The following is a 16,005-nucleotide window of genomic DNA, read 5'->3' as shown; positions in this document are numbered from 1 at the left end:
GGGCCGGCTGGTGTGCTCAGGAGCCATTGCTGGCGAACCTCCCGACATCATGCCCGGATTGGGGGTGCTCGGCATGATCTCATGCGAAGCGGGGGTGTCCGCAGGAGAATCGGAGAAAGCCCCGCGGAACTGCAGGCCTGTCGGATCGGTCGGAGGGTCCTGCATCGGCAGGCCCTCCTCTGCCGGATCCGGGCCGCGCTCCGGTTCAAACGAGTTCACCACGGCGAAAAGCGTAAACTAACGGGACATATGAGGTCACAACGGATCTATGACCTTCGGGTATCTGTGGGACCTTATTCCCCTGGCCACCTGGGGTGCCGCGGAAACGATACGAAGACCGATTGCCCGCTGCGCTACCCTTGAACTATGCGTGGCAGGACCCTGCTTCTTAGCGGGCCGCGTCGACTGAGCTGAGACACCGGTCGATGCGGCTGCCCCTCGTGGTCACGGGGGGTTTCTTTATTGGTCAAGCCATCCGCGCTGAGCCGACCGAGGGACATGGGCCGTGAGTGACGAGCAGTACGATCCGCAGGCGCTGCAGGCGAAGTGGCAGCCTCGGTGGGAGGAACTGGACCCCTTCCGGGCAGGTGAGGGCGCCGACGACGAGCGGCCCCGCAAGTACGTGCTCGACATGTTCTCCTACCCGTCCGGCGACCTGCACATGGGCCACGCCGAGGTCTTCGCGATCGGCGACGTCGTCGCCCGCTACTGGTTCCAGCGCGGCTACAACGTCCTGCACCCCGTCGGGTGGGACTCCTTCGGGCTGCCCGCGGAGAACGCCGCGATCAAGCGTGACGCGCACCCGGCCGAGTGGACCTACGCCAACATCGAGACCCAGGCCACCTCGTACAAGAAGTACGGCATCTCGTTCGACTGGTCACGGCGCCTGCACACCAGCGACCCCGAGTACTACCGCTGGAACCAATGGCTGTTCACCCGCTTCTTCGAGCGCGGCCTGGCCTACCGCAAGGGCGGCCTGGTCAACTGGTGCCCCAACGACCAGACCGTGCTGGCCAACGAGCAGGTCGTCGCCGGCCGCTGCGAGCGGTGCGGGGCCGAGGTGGTCAGGCGCGAGCTGACCCAGTGGTACTTCAAGATCACTGACTACGCCGACCGCCTGCTGGACGACATGGCCCAGCTGGAGGGCGGCTGGCCCGACCAGGTGCTGACCATGCAGCGCAACTGGATCGGCCGCTCCGAGGGCGCCGACGTCCGGTTCCAGATCGAGGGCCGTGACAAGCCGGTCACCGTCTACACCACCCGCCCCGACACCCTGTACGGCGCGACGTTCTTCGTGGTCGCCGCCGACGCTCCGCTGGCCGAGGAGATCTGCTCCGCTGAGCAGCTGCCCGCGCTTGAGGCGTACCGCGCCGAGGTCGCCAAGCTGAGCGACATCGAGCGCCTGTCCACCGACAAGGAGAAGACCGGCGTCTTCCTGGGGCGCTATGCCGTGAACCCGGTCAACGGCGAGCGCATCCCCGTCTGGGCGGCCGACTACGTCCTGTCCGACTACGGCCACGGCGCGATCATGGCGGTGCCCGCGCACGACCAGCGCGACCTCGACTTCGCGCTGAAATTCGACCTGCCCGTGCGGGTGGTCGTGCACACCGGGCTGGCCGACCCTGGGGAGACCGGCGTCGCGACTCCCGGCGAGGGCAAGCTGGTCAACTCCGGCCCGCTGGACGGCCTGTCGAAGGCCGAGGCCATCTCCCGCATCGTCGAGGTCCTGGGCGAGCGCGGCACCGGCACGGCCACGGTCAACTTCCGGCTGCGCGACTGGCTGCTGTCCCGCCAGCGCTTCTGGGGCACCCCGATCCCGATCATCCACTGCCCCGACTGCGGCGAGGTCCCCGTCCCCGACGACCACCTGCCGGTCACGCTGCCCGACCTGCGCGGTGAGGCGCTGGCCCCGAAGGGTGTCTCGCCCCTGGCGAGCGCGACCGACTGGGTCAACGTCGACTGCCCCAAGTGCGGAGGCCGCGCCCAGCGCGACACCGACACGATGGACACCTTCGTCGACTCCTCGTGGTACTTCCTGCGCTACTGCTCGCCGGGCTTCGAGGAGGGCGCCTTCGACGTCGACGAGGTCAGGCGCTGGGGCCCGATCGACCAGTACATCGGCGGCCAGGAGCACGCCGTGCTCCACCTGCTGTACTCCCGGTTCTTCACCAAGGTCCTGCACGACATGGGCATGGTCGACTTCACCGAGCCCTTCATGCGCCTGCTGAACCAGGGCCAGGTGATCAACCAGGGCAAGGCGATGTCCAAGTCGCTCGGCAACGGCGTCGACCTGGGCGAGCAGATCGACGCGTTCGGCGTCGACGCCGTGCGCCTGACCATGATCTTCGCGGGCCCGCCCGAGGACGACATCGACTGGTCCGACGTCTCCCCGGCCGCCTCGCAGAAGTTCCTGGCACGGGCCTTCCGTGTCATGGCCGAGGCCGGCGCGGCCTCGGCTCCCGGCGTGGACCTCACGACCGGTGACGTGGAGCTGCGCAAGATCACCCATCGGGCGATCGACGAGGTCACCCGGCTGGTCGACTCCTACCGCTTCAACGTGGCCGTCGCCCGCATGATGGAGCTGACCTCCGCCGCCCGCAAGGCCATCGACTCGGGCCCGGGGGCGGCCGACCCGGCCGTGCGCGAGGCCGCCGAGACCCTGGCGGTCATGCTGTCGCTGGTCGCGCCGTACGTGGCGGAGGAGGGCTGGGAGCGGCTCGGGCACGGGCCCACGGTTGCGCACGGCGGCTGGCCCGTGGCGGACCCGGCGCTGCTGGTGCAGGATGTCGTCACCTGCGTAGTCCAGGTGGCCGGCAAGGTGAGAGACCGCCTGGAGGTCCCCCCGTCGATCTCTCAGGACGAGCTGGAGCGGCTGGCCCTGGCCTCCGACAAGGTGCGGGCCCACCTCGACGGAGCACCCCGCAAGGTGATCGTCCGCGCGCCCAAGCTCGTCAACATCGTCCCCTGAACGTCACCGGGAGAAGCCGCTGCCGCGTCGTCGGCGGCTTCCGTCCTCTCGCCGGGAGATTTCGTGGCCCGGCCGGAACGACGCCGGTCATGGTCGCGTCCTGAAAGCACGACCGCCTGAGCGCTCACCCAGGGTGGGCGCTCAGGCGGGGGTCGTGCGTTTGCCGGGTCGGCGGGTGAGGTCAGAGCTTGCGCAGGACCGCCACGACCTTGCCGAGGACGGTGGCCTCGTCACCCGGGATCGGGTCGTAGTTGGCGTTGTGCGGGACCAGCCAGACGTGGCCGTCCTTGCGCTTGAAGGTCTTCACCGTGGCCTCGTTGTCGATCATCGCCGCGACGATGTCGCCGTTGTCGGCCACCGGCTGCTGGCGCACGACGACCCAGTCGCCGTCGGCGATCGCCGCGTCGATCATGGAGTCACCGGCGACCTGGAGCAGGAACAGCGTGCCCTCGCCCACGAGCTGCTTGGGAAGGGCGAAGACGTCCTCGACCCGCTCCTCGGCCAGGATGGGACCACCGGCGGCGATGCGACCGACCAGGGGGACGAACGTGGCCGTCGGCCGGCTCACCAGAGGCTCCTCACCGCCCGGGGCGACGGGGTCGACCCAGAGGGCGGGCTCGCCGGGCAGGCGGACCTCCAGCGCGCGGGGACGGTGCGGGTCACGGCGGAGATAGCCCTTGCGCTGGAGCGCGGTCAACTGGTGGGACACGCTGGAGGTGCTGGTGAGCTGGACCGCCTCGCCGATCTCTCGCATGGAGGGCGGGTAGCCGCGCTGCTGCACCGAATCGCGGATCACCTCAAGAATCTTGCGTTGTCGTGGGGTGAGACCGAGGGAGTCACGCCTGCGCACCGCCAGATCGCTGACAACCGTGCCGATCTCGTCCTGCTCGCTCATAAGCTCCTCCTCGCCGGGTGCCTGGGGGACGCTCCGTCACGCCATGCCCGCCCCGGCCGGCTCCCGGTATGTGTTCCCGATGTCGCACACAGCGACAATAACCCTGTTCAAGATCGTCTTCAAACAGTTGTTCGAGAGTCGCCGAATTCGGAGACAATCTGGTGAACGCCATCGTACGGGAGTTCGATCGATATCGTGTTCGACTTTGCGATCTTATGCCCGCGGAGCGCCGGAAGTCGATCACGCGAGCGATCCGCGCCGGGGTGGCGCGGGCCCCGGTGCCCGGCCGGGGGCGTCGCGGTCCCGGCCGGCCCGCGACACGCCGGGGAGTGCTCGTTCGCCCTGATGGGCGGCCGATTTCCGCGCGACGGCCCGGCCGACTTGCGTTCATGGTGCGGCACTCCTACGGTTAGACCACAACATCTAGTAGTTACACCGATGTGGTTCACCATAAGTTGTGTTTCCGTCAACGCACTCGGAGTATCCGAAGTGCGTGCGTGAGCGTATTCCCGTTTAGGCGGGAAGGGCCCGAAAGCATGTTGGAATGCGGAAACATATGGCGGCTTATCCCTGAGGCCGGTGCCTCGGGAACCTCGTGATTCGAGGGCGTGCCGACGTAACTCGTGGGGGCCGCGAGAAAAGGGAGGCGACATGCATTGTCCGTTCTGTCGTCATCCGGACACGCGGGTCATCGACAGCCGTTCGACCGAGGACGGCGCGGCGATCCGCCGCCGGCGCACCTGCCCTGAGTGCGGGCGCCGGTTCACCACCCAGGAGACGGTGCTCCTGATGGTGAGCAAGCGCAGCGGGGTGACCGAGGCGTTCTCGCGCGACAAGGTCATAGCCGGGGTGCGCCGTGCCTGCCAGGGGCGGCCCGTCAGCGAGGACTCCTTGGCGCAGCTCGGCCAGCGGGTCGAGGAGAGCATCCGGGCGACCGGCTCGGCCGAGATCCCGGCTCACGAGGTGGGCCTGGCGATCCTCGGGCCGCTGCGCGAGCTCGACGAGGTGGCCTACCTTCGGTTCGCCTCCGTCTACCGGAGCTTCGAGACGCTCGCCGACTTCGAAGAAGAGATCGAGCAACTCCGGGCGGCGCGAGCCGCGAAACACACCTGAACAGGCCAGACCACTTTTGACACCCCAGCGCGCCCGGTGACGCCGCGAGGCCGGGGACCACCGCTGGACCCCTGCGCCGGGGGATGCGAACGGCGCGACGAAGTGTTTCCGACACGAGGGCCCTTTTCGGGCCCCGGAAGGGGGAGATCATGACGGAGACGGTGAGTGGCTCAGTGGGTCGCGGGGGCAAGCGGCCCCACAAGGGCTTGAAGATCAAGCGCATCCACACCACCCCCGGCGTGCACCCGTACGACCAGGTGCGCTGGGAGCATCGTGACGTCGTCATGACGAACTGGCGGGACGGCTCGATCAACTTCGAGCAGCGTGGCGTCGAGTTCCCCGACTTCTGGTCGGTCAACGCGGCCAACATCGTGACCACGAAGTACTTCCGCGGCGCCGTCGGCACCCCGCAGCGCGAGGTGAGCCTGCGGCAGCTCGTCGACCGGGTCGTCGGCGTCTACACCCGCACGGGCCGCGAGCACGGCTATTTCGCGTCCGAGGAGGACGCCGAGATCTTCGACCACGAGCTGAAGCACGCCCTGATCCACCAGGTCTTCAGCTTCAACTCGCCGGTCTGGTTCAACGTCGGCACCGCCTCACCTCAGCAAGTGAGCGCTTGCTTCATCCTGGCGGTGGACGACGAGATGGAGTCCATCCTCGAGTGGTACAAGGAAGAGGGTGTGATCTTCAAGGGCGGTTCCGGTTCCGGGGTCAACCTCTCCCGCATCCGCTCCAGCAAGGAGCTGTTGTCGAGCGGCGGCACGGCCAGCGGCCCGGTGTCGTTCATGCGCGGGGCCGACGCCTCCGCCGGCACCATCAAGTCGGGCGGGGCGACCCGCCGGGCGGCCAAGATGGTCGTCCTCGACGTCGACCACCCCGACATCGAGGAGTTCATCGAGACCAAGGCGCGTGAGGAGGACAAGGTCCGCGCCCTCCGCGACGCCGGGTTCGACATGGACCTCGGCGGCAAGGACATCGTCTCGGTGCAGTACCAGAACGCGAACAACTCGGTCCGGGTCTCCGACGAGTTCATGCGCACCGTCGAGGCGGGCGGCAGGTTCGGCCTGCGCGCCCGGCTCACCGGCGAGGTCATCGAGGAGGTCGACGCCAGGGCGCTGTTCCGCAAGATGGGCAAGGCCGCCTGGGAGTGCGCCGACCCCGGCGTGCAGTACGACGACACCATCAACGACTGGCACACCTGCCCGGAGACCGGCCGCATCACCGCGTCCAACCCCTGCTCCGAGTACGTCCACCTCGACAACTCCTCCTGCAACCTCGCCAGCATCAACCTGCTGAAGTTCCTGCGCGAGGACGACACCTTCGACGTCGAGAGCTTCGTCAAGCTGACCGAGCTGATCATCACGGCGATGGACATCTCGATCACCTTCGCCGACTTCCCGACCGAGAAGATCGCCGAGACGACCCGGGCGTACCGCCAGCTCGGCATCGGGTACGCCAACCTGGGCGCGCTGCTGATGGCCACCGGCCACGCGTACGACTCCGACGGCGGCCGGTCGGTCGCGGCGGCGATCACGAGCCTGATGACCGGCGTCTCCTACCGTCGCAGCGCCGAGATGGCCGCGATCGTCGGGCCGTACGACGGCTACAAGCGCAACGCCGAGCCCCACAAGAGGGTGATGCGCAAGCACGCCGCCGAGGGCGACGAGCTGCGCGCCCACGGCTCCCTCGACCGGCCGATCCTCGCGGAGGCGACCAAGCAGTGGCAGGAGTGCCTGCGCCTCGGCGAGAAGCACGGCTACCGCAACGCGCAGGCCTCCCTACTCGCGCCTACAGGCACCATCGGCCTGATGATGGACTGTGACACCACCGGCATCGAGCCCGACCTGGCGCTGGTGAAGTTCAAGAAGCTCGTCGGCGGCGGGTCGATGCAGATCGTCAACCAGACGATCCCGAGGGCGCTCCGGCAGCTCGGCTACCAGCCCGAGCAGGTCGAGGCCATCGTCGAGCACATCGGCGAGCACGGCCACGTGATGGACGCCCCCGGCCTCAAGCACGAGCACTACGAGGTGTTCGACTGCGCCATGGGTGAGCGGGCGATCGCCCCGATGGGCCACGTCCGCATGATGGCGGCGACCCAGCCGTTCCTCTCGGGCGCCATCTCCAAGTGCGTCACCGGTGAGACCCTTGTGGCCACGGCCGAAGGACTGATCCGGATCGGCGGCCTCTACCAGGGAGAGGCCGAGGACACCTTCCGTGAGGAGCGGATGGAGATCTCGTCCCTGGACGGTCCTAGAAAGACCGATGCCTTCTACTACGGTGGCGTCCGTCCGGTGCGTCGTGTCCGCCTGCGCTCGGGACACACGATCACGGGTACATTCCCGCACCGCCTGCTCACCGCGCAGCACGGGGCGCTCGCCTGGAAGACACTGGGCGAGATCACCGAGGGCGACCACGTGGCCACGCAGTACGGCGCGATGATGTGGGCGACCCTGCCCGCCAGCCTTCGTCACATCGAGGTCTCTCCTTCGTACGGTAACCAGAAGGCGGTCCGGCTTCCGCAGGAGATGACCGAGGATCTGGCCTTCCTCCTGGGCGCCTACGCCGCCGAGGGGCACATCTCCAGGACCAACTGGACCACCGTCATCACCAACTCGGTCGACGAGGTGTTGCACCGAGTCAAGGACGCGTGGCGGAACGCGTTCGGAGTGGAGGCCCGTATCACCCGCGATCCGGGCAAGTGCCCTGGCGTCGTGGTCGCGTCCAAGACGATCGTCGAGTTCCTGGACGCACTCGGCTGCGGGAGCCGTGCATCCAGCAAGCGCATCCCAGACGCTGTTCTGAGCTCGCCGTGGCCGATGGTCCACGCATTCCTTCAGGGACTCTGGCTGGACGCCTATGTCACGACCGCTACCGCGGCCAAGTGGGCGATCTGTCTCGACAGTCCGCAACTTCTGGACGACCTTCAGGCGGTGCTCACCAACCTCGGCGTCGTACACGGGCGGATCAGCAAGCACAACAGTGTTAACGGAAAGGACTACGACGAAGTCTATGCCGCAGGTCGGCAGGGGCAGCTGCTGGTCAGCCTGGTGCGTTTCCTGGAGCCGGACAAGGCGGCGCGTGCCGCGGATTACCTCCGCGAGGACTTCGGGCAGGGAACCGCGAACGTCATCCCCGGGATCACCGGGCGGGAGCTCTACGAGTTGATCCCTTCAGGTAAGCGGGGTCCCGACGGTGTACGAAGCTGGCGGCACGACTTCCGGTTCCTGCTGGACCCACGTACCAAGCAGGTCACCAGGGAGACCATTGAGCGGGTCTCCACGCTGCCCGGAGTGGTACTGCCCGGTTGGTTGCGGCAGATCCTTGACGGTAACCTGCATTTCTCGCGGGTGACTCAGGTCACGGATGCGGGAGAGGTCGCGGTGTACGACCTTTCCGTTCCGGAAACTCACGCGTTCGTGGCGAATGGCATCATGAACCACAACACCGTCAACCTGCCCGAGTCGGCCACCATCGAGGACATCGAGCAGGTGTATCTGGAGGGCTGGAAGCTCGGCCTGAAGGCCCTGGCGGTCTACCGCGACAACTGCAAGGTCGGCCAGCCCCTCTCGATCGCCAAGAAGGCCGAGGAGAAGACCGAGGAGAAGGCCGCGGAGCCGGTCGCGCAGGTCGTCGAGGTGCCGAAGCCCAAGCGGCGCCGCCTGCCGAACCAGCGGCCGAGCACCACGACCCGGTTCACGGTCGGCGGGGCCAAGGGCTACATGACGGCGTCGTCCTACCCTGAGGACGGCCTCGGCGAGGTCTTCCTGAAGATGTCCAAGCAGGGCTCGACCCTGGCCGGGGTCATGGACGCCTTCTCGGTGGCGATCTCCGTCGGCCTGCAGTACGGCGTCCCGCTGGACACCTACGTCAGCAAGTTCATCAACATGCGGTTCGAGCCGGCGGGCATGACCGACGACCCGGATGTGCGCATGGCGGCCTCGGTGGTCGACTACATCTTCCGCCGCCTGGCCCTCGACCACCTGCCGTACGACGAGCGGGCGGCCCTCGGCGTCTTCTCGGCGGCCGAGCGCGCGGCGCAGCAGCGCGGTGAGGACCCGGGCGCGCCCCAGGAGGTCGTCATCGACACCGCCGCCCTCGCGCAGTCCGCGCCCATAGAGGAGAAGCACGAGGAGAAGCCCGGCGACAAGGCGGCGGACGACAGGCCGGCGACGGGTGTGACGGCCACCCCCGTCGAGTCCCCCTCGCGCGCGAACGGCTCCGGGCCCGCGCTCGAAAGCCACCAGGGACGTACGGCCGACGCGCCGCTCTGCCTGACCTGCGGCACCAAGATGCGCCCCGCCGGCAGCTGCTACGTCTGCGAAGGCTGCGGCAGCACCAGCGGCTGCAGCTGACCGTGGGCCGGGTTCTACCTGGAGCGACCTTCGACGTGCTTCGCGTGAGGCGATAGGCAGCGATAAAGAGGGGTGACAAGACGATTCGTCTTGTCACCCCTCAAATCACCGTGGTTCCACTGGGACAGGGGTTTTTCCGGTGGACCGGTCGGCGGCCTCGATATCGCGATCGGTCGAGGTCAGCTACAAGGCCGGATCACGGACCGGCGGTGTGGCGTCACTTCAGTGGGCGGTCTTCCAGTACGCGGTCCAGTCGGATCGGGAGTGTCCGTTGACGGAGTCCGGTGGCGTGCCAGACGGCGTTCGCGATCGCGGCGGCGGTGCCGACGGTGCCGATTTCCCCGACGCCTTTGATGCCCGACGGGTCGCCGGGTTCGTAGTCGGGTACGAAGTCGGCTTCGATGTCGGGTACGTCGGCGTGGGCGGCGATGTGGTAGCCGGCGAAGTCGTCGTTGACGTGACGGCCGGTGGCCCGGTCGCGGACGCCTTCTTCGTGCAGGGCCATCGACAGCCCCATGATCATGCCACCGATGAGCTGGCTGCGTGCGAGCAGCGGGTTGATCACGCGGCCCACGGCGTACATTCCCAGCAACCGGCGCACCCGCACCTCGCCGGTCGCCGGGTCGACGGTCACTTCGCCGAACACGGCGCTGTAGGAGTGCCGTTCCATGAGGGCCAGCTCACCGAGCGACTCTGTGGTGTCGGACGAGACGGTCAGGGGCAGCGTCGCGCCGCCCAGCCGGGAGCGCAGTTTCGCCGCGGCCTCGGTGATCGCCCAGGACCAGGAGGCCGTCCCCCGGGATCCGCCCGCGCCCCACGCGGGGCCGAGGTCGCTGTCCGCGATCAGCAGCCGTATCCGTTCCGGATGTACGCGCAGCGCCTCGGCCGCCACCGCGGCCAGCGCGGTGCGTGCGCCCGTGCCGATGTCGCTGGCGCCGATGGCGACGGTGAAGGCCCCGCCGGGCTCGGCGGTGATCGATGCCGTCGAGGGCAGCGCCCCGGCGGCGAAGGCGGTGGCCGCCATCCCGGTGCCGACGAGCAGGTGCCCCTCGCTCCGTGTCCGCGGCCTGTGGTCGCGTGTGGCCCAGCCGAACCGGCGAGCGCCTTCTCTCAGACACGCGACGAGGTTGCGGCGGCTGAACGGCAGGCCGGACACGGGGCCGGCGGAGGGCTCGTTGCGCAGTCGCAGTTCGAGGGGGTCCATGCGCAGCCGCTCCGCCACCTCGTCCATGGCGGATTCGAGCGCGAACGAACCGGGTGTCGCGCCGGGCCCGCGTACGGAGTACGGCGGCAGGATGTCGACCGGGACCGCGGTCCGCCGTGTACGGATCGCCCGCGCCGCGTAGAGCGTGTTGGTGAGCTCGGTGCAGTTCTCAAGGTAGTCCGCGAGCTTGGAGACCTCGAAGGCCGCTGTGTGGTCGACGGCGCGGAGCCGGCCGTCGGCATCGGCCCCGATCCGCACTCGCTGGTCGGTCGCGGGACGCATCGAGACGGTCAGGAACACCTGGTCCCGGGTCAGGGTGACGCGTATGGGCCGGTCGAACAGGGAGGTCGCCATCACCGCCAGGACCAGCTGGGGGCCGCACCCTCCTGATTTGGACCCGAAGCCGCCGCCGACGTGCGCGGAGCGGACGCGTACCTGCTTCGGGTCGAGGTGGAACAGCGTGGCCACGGTCATGGCGACCAGGAAGGGCGCCTGGTTGGAGTCGACGATCTGCAGGCGCCCGTCTTCCCACCAGGCGGTCGCGGAGTGCGGCTCCATCGCGGCGCCGTGCGCCTCGGGGGTGACGTAGCGCTCGTCGACGACCACCGCGCTCGCGGCAAGCTCCTTGTCCACGTCGCCGGTGGTGGCGTCTTCGCCGAAGAACGACGTCGCCGGCCGGGCGGCCGGGTGCTCAAGGCGGAAGTCGACGTCGTACGGTTCTTCGTCGTACGTCACCCGCAGCGCCATGGCCGCGCGGCGGGCCTGCTCCGCCGTCTCGGCCACCACCAGCGCGATCGGGCGGCCGGAGTGGGGGATCTCGTCGCTCTGCAGCAGGTGCATGCCACCGTCGGGCCCGAAGAACGATCCGGCCTCCAGGTTGAGGCGGGGCGCGTTGCGGTGGTCGATCACGCCCAGCACACCGGGCATGCCCAGGGCGGCGGAGGTGTCGATGTCGCGGATGCGTCCGCGGGTGACCGTGGAGGTGACGACCCAGGCGTGCGCCAGGTCGCTCGCCGGCTCGTCCGCGGCGTAGCGCACCGCGCCGGTGACCTTGGCTGTTCCCTCTATGCGGGGTCGCGAAGCGCCGACGGCTCCAAGGGGCGGCTCCCTGGTGCCGGATGGGGCGGCGGTACCGGCGGTGTCCGGCCAGGGGGCCGGTGCCGGGGACGGACTGGTCGAGGAGGCGGTCAAGTGGTGAGCTCCTTCAGGACGCGTGAGGGGACCGGTTCGTCATTCGGGCCGGTGGGCGAGCTCGGTCAGGACCGTCTTGATGAGGTTGCGGGCGAGCGTGACCTTGTAGGCGTTGTCGCGCAGCGGCCTGGCGGCGGACAGTTCCGCATCCGCGGCGTCGCCGAACCGGTCGGCCGTGGCGGGAGCGTCCCGTAGGACGGACTCGGCGACGTGGGCGCGCCAGGGCCTGGATGCGAGACCGCCGAGCGCGATGCGGACGCCCCGGACGATGCCCTCGTGGACGTCCAGCGCGGCCGCGACGGACGCGTTGGCGAAGGCGTAGGACGCGCGCTCGCGGACCTTGCGATAGCGCGATCGCGGGCTCGCCGCGGTGGCCGGCAGGCTGACCGCGGTGATCAGGGCGCCCGCGGGCAGGACGGTCTCCCGCTGGGGGCTCTCGCCGACCGGCAGGTAGAACGCGGACAGCGGGACCTCGTGTGTCCCGTCCAGGGTCTCGTAGTGCACGACCGCGTCGAACGCGGCCAGGGCCACGGTCATGTCCGAAGGATGGGTGGCCACGCAGTGGTCGGACCAGCCGAGGATCGCGTGGTTGTGGTGCTCTCCGGCGATCGCGGAACAGCCGGTACCCGGGGTGCGTTTGTTGCACGGCTGCGAGGGGTCCGCGAAGTAGCCGCACCGGGTCCGCTGCAGCAGGTTGCCGCCCACCGTGGCCATGTTGCGCAGTTGTCCTGACGCGCCCGCCAGCACGGCCTGGCTGAGCGCCGGATACCGGCGGCGCACCTCGGGGTGGGCCGCCAGGTCGCTGTTGGTCGTCGTCGCGCCGATGACGAGTCCGCCGCCGGGCGCCTCGCGGACGCCGTCCAGCGGCAGTCGCCTCACGTCCACCAGCCGGGTGGGTGTCTCGATGCCGTCCTTCATCAGGTCGACGAGATTGGTACCGCCGCCGAGGAACCGGGCGCCGTCGTCGCCGTCGACCAGGGCGAGGGCCTCACGGACCTGCCTGGGCCGCTGGTAGCCGAACTCCCTCATCGCGTCGCCCTTTCGCGGGACGCCGTCTCCAGCACGGCGCGCACGATCGACGGGTACGCGCCGCAGCGGCACAGGTTGCCGCTCAGCCGCTCGCGCACCTCCTCGGCGTCCAGCTCCGGCGCCGGTGCCTCGGGGGAGACGTCGGCGGTGGCCGCGCTGGGCCAGCCCTCCGCGTGCTCGGCCAGCATCCCGACGGCGGAGCAGAGCTGCCCAGGTGTGCAGTACCCGCACTGGAAACCGTCGAGTTGCACGAACGCCTGTTGCAGCGGGCGCAGTTCACCGTCCTGTGCTAGGCCCTCGACCGTCGTGACGTCCGAGCCGTCGGCGGCGACCGCCAGCGTCAGGCAGGACACGACACGCCGGCCGTCCAGCAACACCGTGCAGGCGCCGCACTGCCCGCGGTCGCAGCCCTTCTTCGGCCCGGTATGGCCGGTCTCCTCGCGGAGCGCGTCGAGCAGTGTCCTGCGATGGTCAATGGTCAGACGGTGTGTCAGGCCGTTGACATGAAGAAGTATCTCACTGCGTGTTCCGCCCGTCATATCGCATGTCCTTCCTCAATGCGGCAAACCCCCGGACAACACAGCTCCCAAGAATTTAACATTCAATCAGATTGCCAGGTGTTTCGCTTTGCCTAAAAATGGCGAAGCCTTGCACGATCCTCCGGGAGGATTGCTGGACCGTTTCTCGCCCGTGGTGTTTTAATCGGCACATGTCGCTCGACGAACTCCGGACGCTGCTGGCACGTCATGCCCGAGTCGACGGAACGACCGCCATCGAGCACGTGCTGATCGGCCGCGAGGAGTCGCAGGCACCCCACGCGTCCATGACCGGCACGGTCATGGCACTGATCGCCCAAGGCGCCAAACGTCTCGCGCTGGGCGAGTACGTGTACGAGTACCGTGCCGGGCAGTACCTGGTCGCGTCCGTCGACCTGCCTGTGACCGGCCACTTCGTCGAGGCCACCCCTCAGCGTCCGGCGCTTGGTCTCGGGATGCTCCTGCAGCCCGCGGACGTCGCCGCCATGATGTTGCAGGCCGCTCCCGGCAGTTTTCCGCGGAGCGGTGCCGCACCCCCTGCCCTCGCCGTCAGCGACGCCTCCGAGGAACTCCTCGACGCCGCCGTGCGGCTGCTGCGCCTGCTCGACCGGCCGCGGGACAGGGACATGCTCGCCCCCCTCGTCAAAAAGGAGATCCTCTGGCGTCTGATCACCAGCGAGCAGGGTGCGGCGGTCCGCCAGATCGGGCTCGCCGACAGCAAGCTTTCTCATGTCACAAAAGCCGTGCAGTGGATCAGGGAGAATTACCGGGAGCCGTTCCGGGTGGAAGAGGTGGCGGAGCTCATCGGAATGAGCGCTTCCGCCTTCTACCGGAATTTCCAGGCCGTCACCGGAATGAGTCCCATTCAGTTCCAGAAGAAAATCAGACTCCATGAGGCCCGCCTTCTCCTGGCGGCACATCCGAAAGACATCGCCCACATAGGAAACCTTGTGGGGTACGACAGCCCGTCCCAGTTCAGCAGGGAGTACCGTCGCCTGTTCGGGGCGCCCCCCAGTCAGGACGCCATCAGCTTCGTCGCCCGCATGGCCGGCGAAAGGGGCTGACCGGCCGGAAGCCGCGGCCTGCGGGCGGAATACACCAGGGCGGGAGGCAGGTTGCGGTACACCGTCCTGCCCGCGACCACTTCTTCGAAGGTCAGCCGCAGTTGCGCGAGCCGTTGACGGCTCGGAGGCGCCCAGCGGGCGAAGGTGTAGGCGAACTGCGTGTACACGCCGTTCTCGGACAGCAGCGAGGCGATCTTCGGTACGAGGGCGTGGCCGTGCGGGCCGGCGAACGCCGACCAGGGCAGGCTGCTCACCACCACGTCCACCGTGTGCACGCCCCGGTCGGCGAGGATGCTGGGGAGATCCCAGGCCGAGCCGGTGACCACCTCGGCGCCGGGGAACCGCTGAACCAGATGCGTGGCGAGCCGCTCGTTCAGCTCGACCGCGATGTGACGGCCGTGGCCTGCCAGCTTGCGCTGGATCGCCTCGGTGGCGGGTCCGGTGCCCGGACCGAGTTCCACCACCACGGGCTCGCCCCGCTCTGGCACGGGTGCGACGAGGCGCTCGACGAGGCGGGCCGAACTCGGGACCAAGGAGGCCGTCCGGAGCGGACTGCGCAGGAACTCGCGGGCGAAGAACACGGTTTCACTCATGCTGTGACCTTGCGGTGAGGTGGGATCCAGGGCGGGTAGGCATTTCCTGCTACGCAGGAGAACCGATGAAATCATTCAACCGCTCTGACCTGCGGAAACAGTAGACCGATCCTCGCCGACCCTTGCACGATCCTCCTGTGCGGCCCGCCGGCTCAGGGAAGCACACCTGCCGGGGTGCGCACGGCCTGACGCAGGCGGGCGGCGTCCCGGCTGGGCGGCGCGCCGAACTGGCGGCGGTACTCCCTGCTGAACTGCGACGGGTTGTCGTAGCCGACGCGGTGGCCGACTCCGGTGACGTCGCCGGGGTGGGTGGCGAGCAGCAGCCGGGCCTCCTGCAGGCGGATCTGCTTCTGGAACTGGATGGGGCTCATCGCGGTCACCGTCTGGAAGTTGCGGTGGAAGGCGGAGACGCTCATGCCGGACAGCCGCGCCACGTCCTCGACCCGGAAGGGCTGCGCGTAGTGCTCGCGGATCCAGCGCACGGCCCGCGAGACATGGCTGAGGCTGCTGTCGGCCAGGCCGAGCTGGCGGACCATCGCACCCTGCTCGCCGGTGATCAGACGCCAGAGGATCTCGCGCTTGACCAGTGGGGCCAGCACGGCCCGGTCGTGGGGCTCGTCGAGCAGGCGCAGCAGCCGGACCACCGCGTCGAGCATGGCGGCCGGAGCGTCACTGACGGCGATCCCCGACGGCGCGCCCCCGCTGGTGTGGGGGGTGTCTCCGGGCCCGGCCCGCAGCAGCAGCTCGGCGACGGCGGACGGTTCCAGCACGAGACCGAACCCCAGCGCCGGCTCCCCGGGGTCGGCCCGGGTGAACTGCCCCGTGACGGGCAGATCGACGGATGCGACCAGGTACTGCCCGGGCCCGTACTCGAACACCCTCTCGCCCAGGGCGAGGCGTTTGGCGCCCTGGGCGATGACCGCCAGGACCGTGCCGGACATCGCGGGAGCCGGCGGATCGGGACGGTCGACCTTCGAGATGAGGACGCCGTCGATGGCAGTGGTCCAGTCGGGCCGCGCATGCCGGGCCAGCAGGGTGCGGAGCTCTTCGAGGCACATGC

At 68.9% G+C, this 16,005-nt stretch carries 10 protein-coding genes; 4 read left to right on the top strand and 6 right to left on the bottom strand.

Annotated elements, in window-relative coordinates; all coding sequences use genetic code 11:
• The first annotated feature begins 505 nt into the window (after window positions 1-505).
• Complete coding sequence (leuS, locus tag ACGFIV_RS20105) at window positions 506-2,968, top strand: leucine--tRNA ligase (RefSeq protein WP_392836769.1); 2,463 nt, start codon at window positions 506-508, stop codon at window positions 2,966-2,968.
• 181 nt (window positions 2,969-3,149) lie between these two features.
• On the opposite strand, the gene lexA is transcribed toward leuS, so the two are convergent.
• Window positions 3,150-3,863, bottom strand: a complete 714-nt coding sequence (lexA, locus tag ACGFIV_RS20100; RefSeq protein WP_358553079.1) for a transcriptional repressor LexA — start codon at window positions 3,861-3,863, stop codon at window positions 3,150-3,152.
• A gap of 651 nt (window positions 3,864-4,514) precedes the next feature.
• Between lexA and nrdR the strand changes: the two genes are divergently transcribed.
• Window positions 4,515-4,976, top strand: a complete 462-nt coding sequence (gene nrdR, locus ACGFIV_RS20095) for a transcriptional regulator NrdR (RefSeq protein ID WP_358553081.1) — start codon at window positions 4,515-4,517, stop codon at window positions 4,974-4,976.
• Window positions 4,977-5,125: 149 nt separating this feature from the next.
• The gene (locus tag ACGFIV_RS20090; protein WP_358553083.1) at window positions 5,126-9,328 is read left to right on the top strand and encodes a vitamin B12-dependent ribonucleotide reductase; all 4,203 of its coding nucleotides are present in this window, start codon (window positions 5,126-5,128) and stop codon (window positions 9,326-9,328) included.
• Window positions 9,329-9,545: 217 nt separating this feature from the next.
• Here the strand turns inward: ACGFIV_RS20090 and ACGFIV_RS20085 are convergent, their stop codons facing one another.
• The 3 genes from ACGFIV_RS20085 to ACGFIV_RS20075 are packed head-to-tail and all read right to left on the bottom strand — an operon-like array spanning window position 9,546 to window position 13,291.
• Complete coding sequence (locus ACGFIV_RS20085; RefSeq protein ID WP_392836764.1) at window positions 9,546-11,723, bottom strand: xanthine dehydrogenase family protein molybdopterin-binding subunit; 2,178 nt, start codon at window positions 11,721-11,723, stop codon at window positions 9,546-9,548.
• 39 nt (window positions 11,724-11,762) lie between these two features.
• Complete coding sequence (locus tag ACGFIV_RS20080; protein ID WP_358553087.1) at window positions 11,763-12,752, bottom strand: xanthine dehydrogenase family protein subunit M; 990 nt, start codon at window positions 12,750-12,752, stop codon at window positions 11,763-11,765.
• A complete protein-coding gene (locus ACGFIV_RS20075) occupies window positions 12,749-13,291 on the bottom strand; it encodes a 2Fe-2S iron-sulfur cluster-binding protein (RefSeq protein WP_358553089.1) in 543 nt (180 codons plus the stop codon). The genes ACGFIV_RS20080 and ACGFIV_RS20075 overlap by 4 nt, the downstream gene beginning before the upstream one ends.
• A 170-nt stretch (window positions 13,292-13,461) precedes the next feature.
• On the opposite strand from ACGFIV_RS20075, the gene ACGFIV_RS20070 reads away from it, so the two are divergent.
• Window positions 13,462-14,352 carry an AraC family transcriptional regulator N-terminal domain-containing protein gene (locus tag ACGFIV_RS20070; RefSeq protein WP_392836760.1) on the top strand — a complete coding sequence of 297 codons (891 nt, stop codon included), beginning with the start codon at window positions 13,462-13,464 and terminating at the stop codon, window positions 14,350-14,352.
• Here the strand turns inward: ACGFIV_RS20070 and ACGFIV_RS20065 are convergent.
• Together ACGFIV_RS20065 and ACGFIV_RS20060 are read right to left on the bottom strand one after the other, a co-directional pair.
• The gene (locus ACGFIV_RS20065; protein ID WP_358553093.1) at window positions 14,304-14,945 is read right to left on the bottom strand and encodes an SAM-dependent methyltransferase; all 642 of its coding nucleotides are present in this window, start codon (window positions 14,943-14,945) and stop codon (window positions 14,304-14,306) included. The two genes, ACGFIV_RS20070 and ACGFIV_RS20065, sit on opposite strands and share 49 nt — an antisense overlap.
• Window positions 14,946-15,097: 152 nt before the next feature.
• The gene (locus ACGFIV_RS20060; RefSeq protein ID WP_358553095.1) at window positions 15,098-16,003 is read right to left on the bottom strand and encodes an AraC family transcriptional regulator; all 906 of its coding nucleotides are present in this window, start codon (window positions 16,001-16,003) and stop codon (window positions 15,098-15,100) included.
• Between the last annotated feature and the right edge of the window lie 2 nt (window positions 16,004-16,005).

The sequence above is a fragment of the Sphaerisporangium sp. NPDC049003 genome (assembly GCF_043197795.1).
In the GTDB taxonomy this organism is placed as follows: Bacteria; Actinomycetota; Actinomycetes; order Streptosporangiales; family Streptosporangiaceae; genus Sphaerisporangium.
The sequence above is the reverse complement of the archived record's forward strand: the minus strand, read 5'-3'. Positions and strand labels throughout refer to the sequence as shown.

Excerpts from the sequence above, each read along its gene's own strand:
- lexA (WP_358553079.1), bottom strand. The coding sequence starts at position 3,863 with ATGAGCGAGCAGGACGAGATCGGCACGGTTGTCAGCGATCTGGCGGTG.
- nrdR (WP_358553081.1), top strand. The coding sequence starts at position 4,515 with ATGCATTGTCCGTTCTGTCGTCATCCGGACACGCGGGTCATCGACAGC.
- ACGFIV_RS20090 (WP_358553083.1), top strand. The coding sequence starts at position 5,126 with ATGACGGAGACGGTGAGTGGCTCAGTGGGTCGCGGGGGCAAGCGGCCC.
- ACGFIV_RS20080 (WP_358553087.1), bottom strand. The coding sequence starts at position 12,752 with ATGAGGGAGTTCGGCTACCAGCGGCCCAGGCAGGTCCGTGAGGCCCTC.
- ACGFIV_RS20075 (WP_358553089.1), bottom strand. The coding sequence starts at position 13,291 with ATGACGGGCGGAACACGCAGTGAGATACTTCTTCATGTCAACGGCCTG.
- ACGFIV_RS20070 (WP_392836760.1), top strand. The coding sequence starts at position 13,462 with ATGTCGCTCGACGAACTCCGGACGCTGCTGGCACGTCATGCCCGAGTC.
- ACGFIV_RS20065 (WP_358553093.1), bottom strand. The coding sequence starts at position 14,945 with ATGAGTGAAACCGTGTTCTTCGCCCGCGAGTTCCTGCGCAGTCCGCTC.
- ACGFIV_RS20060 (WP_358553095.1), bottom strand. The coding sequence starts at position 16,003 with ATGTGCCTCGAAGAGCTCCGCACCCTGCTGGCCCGGCATGCGCGGCCC.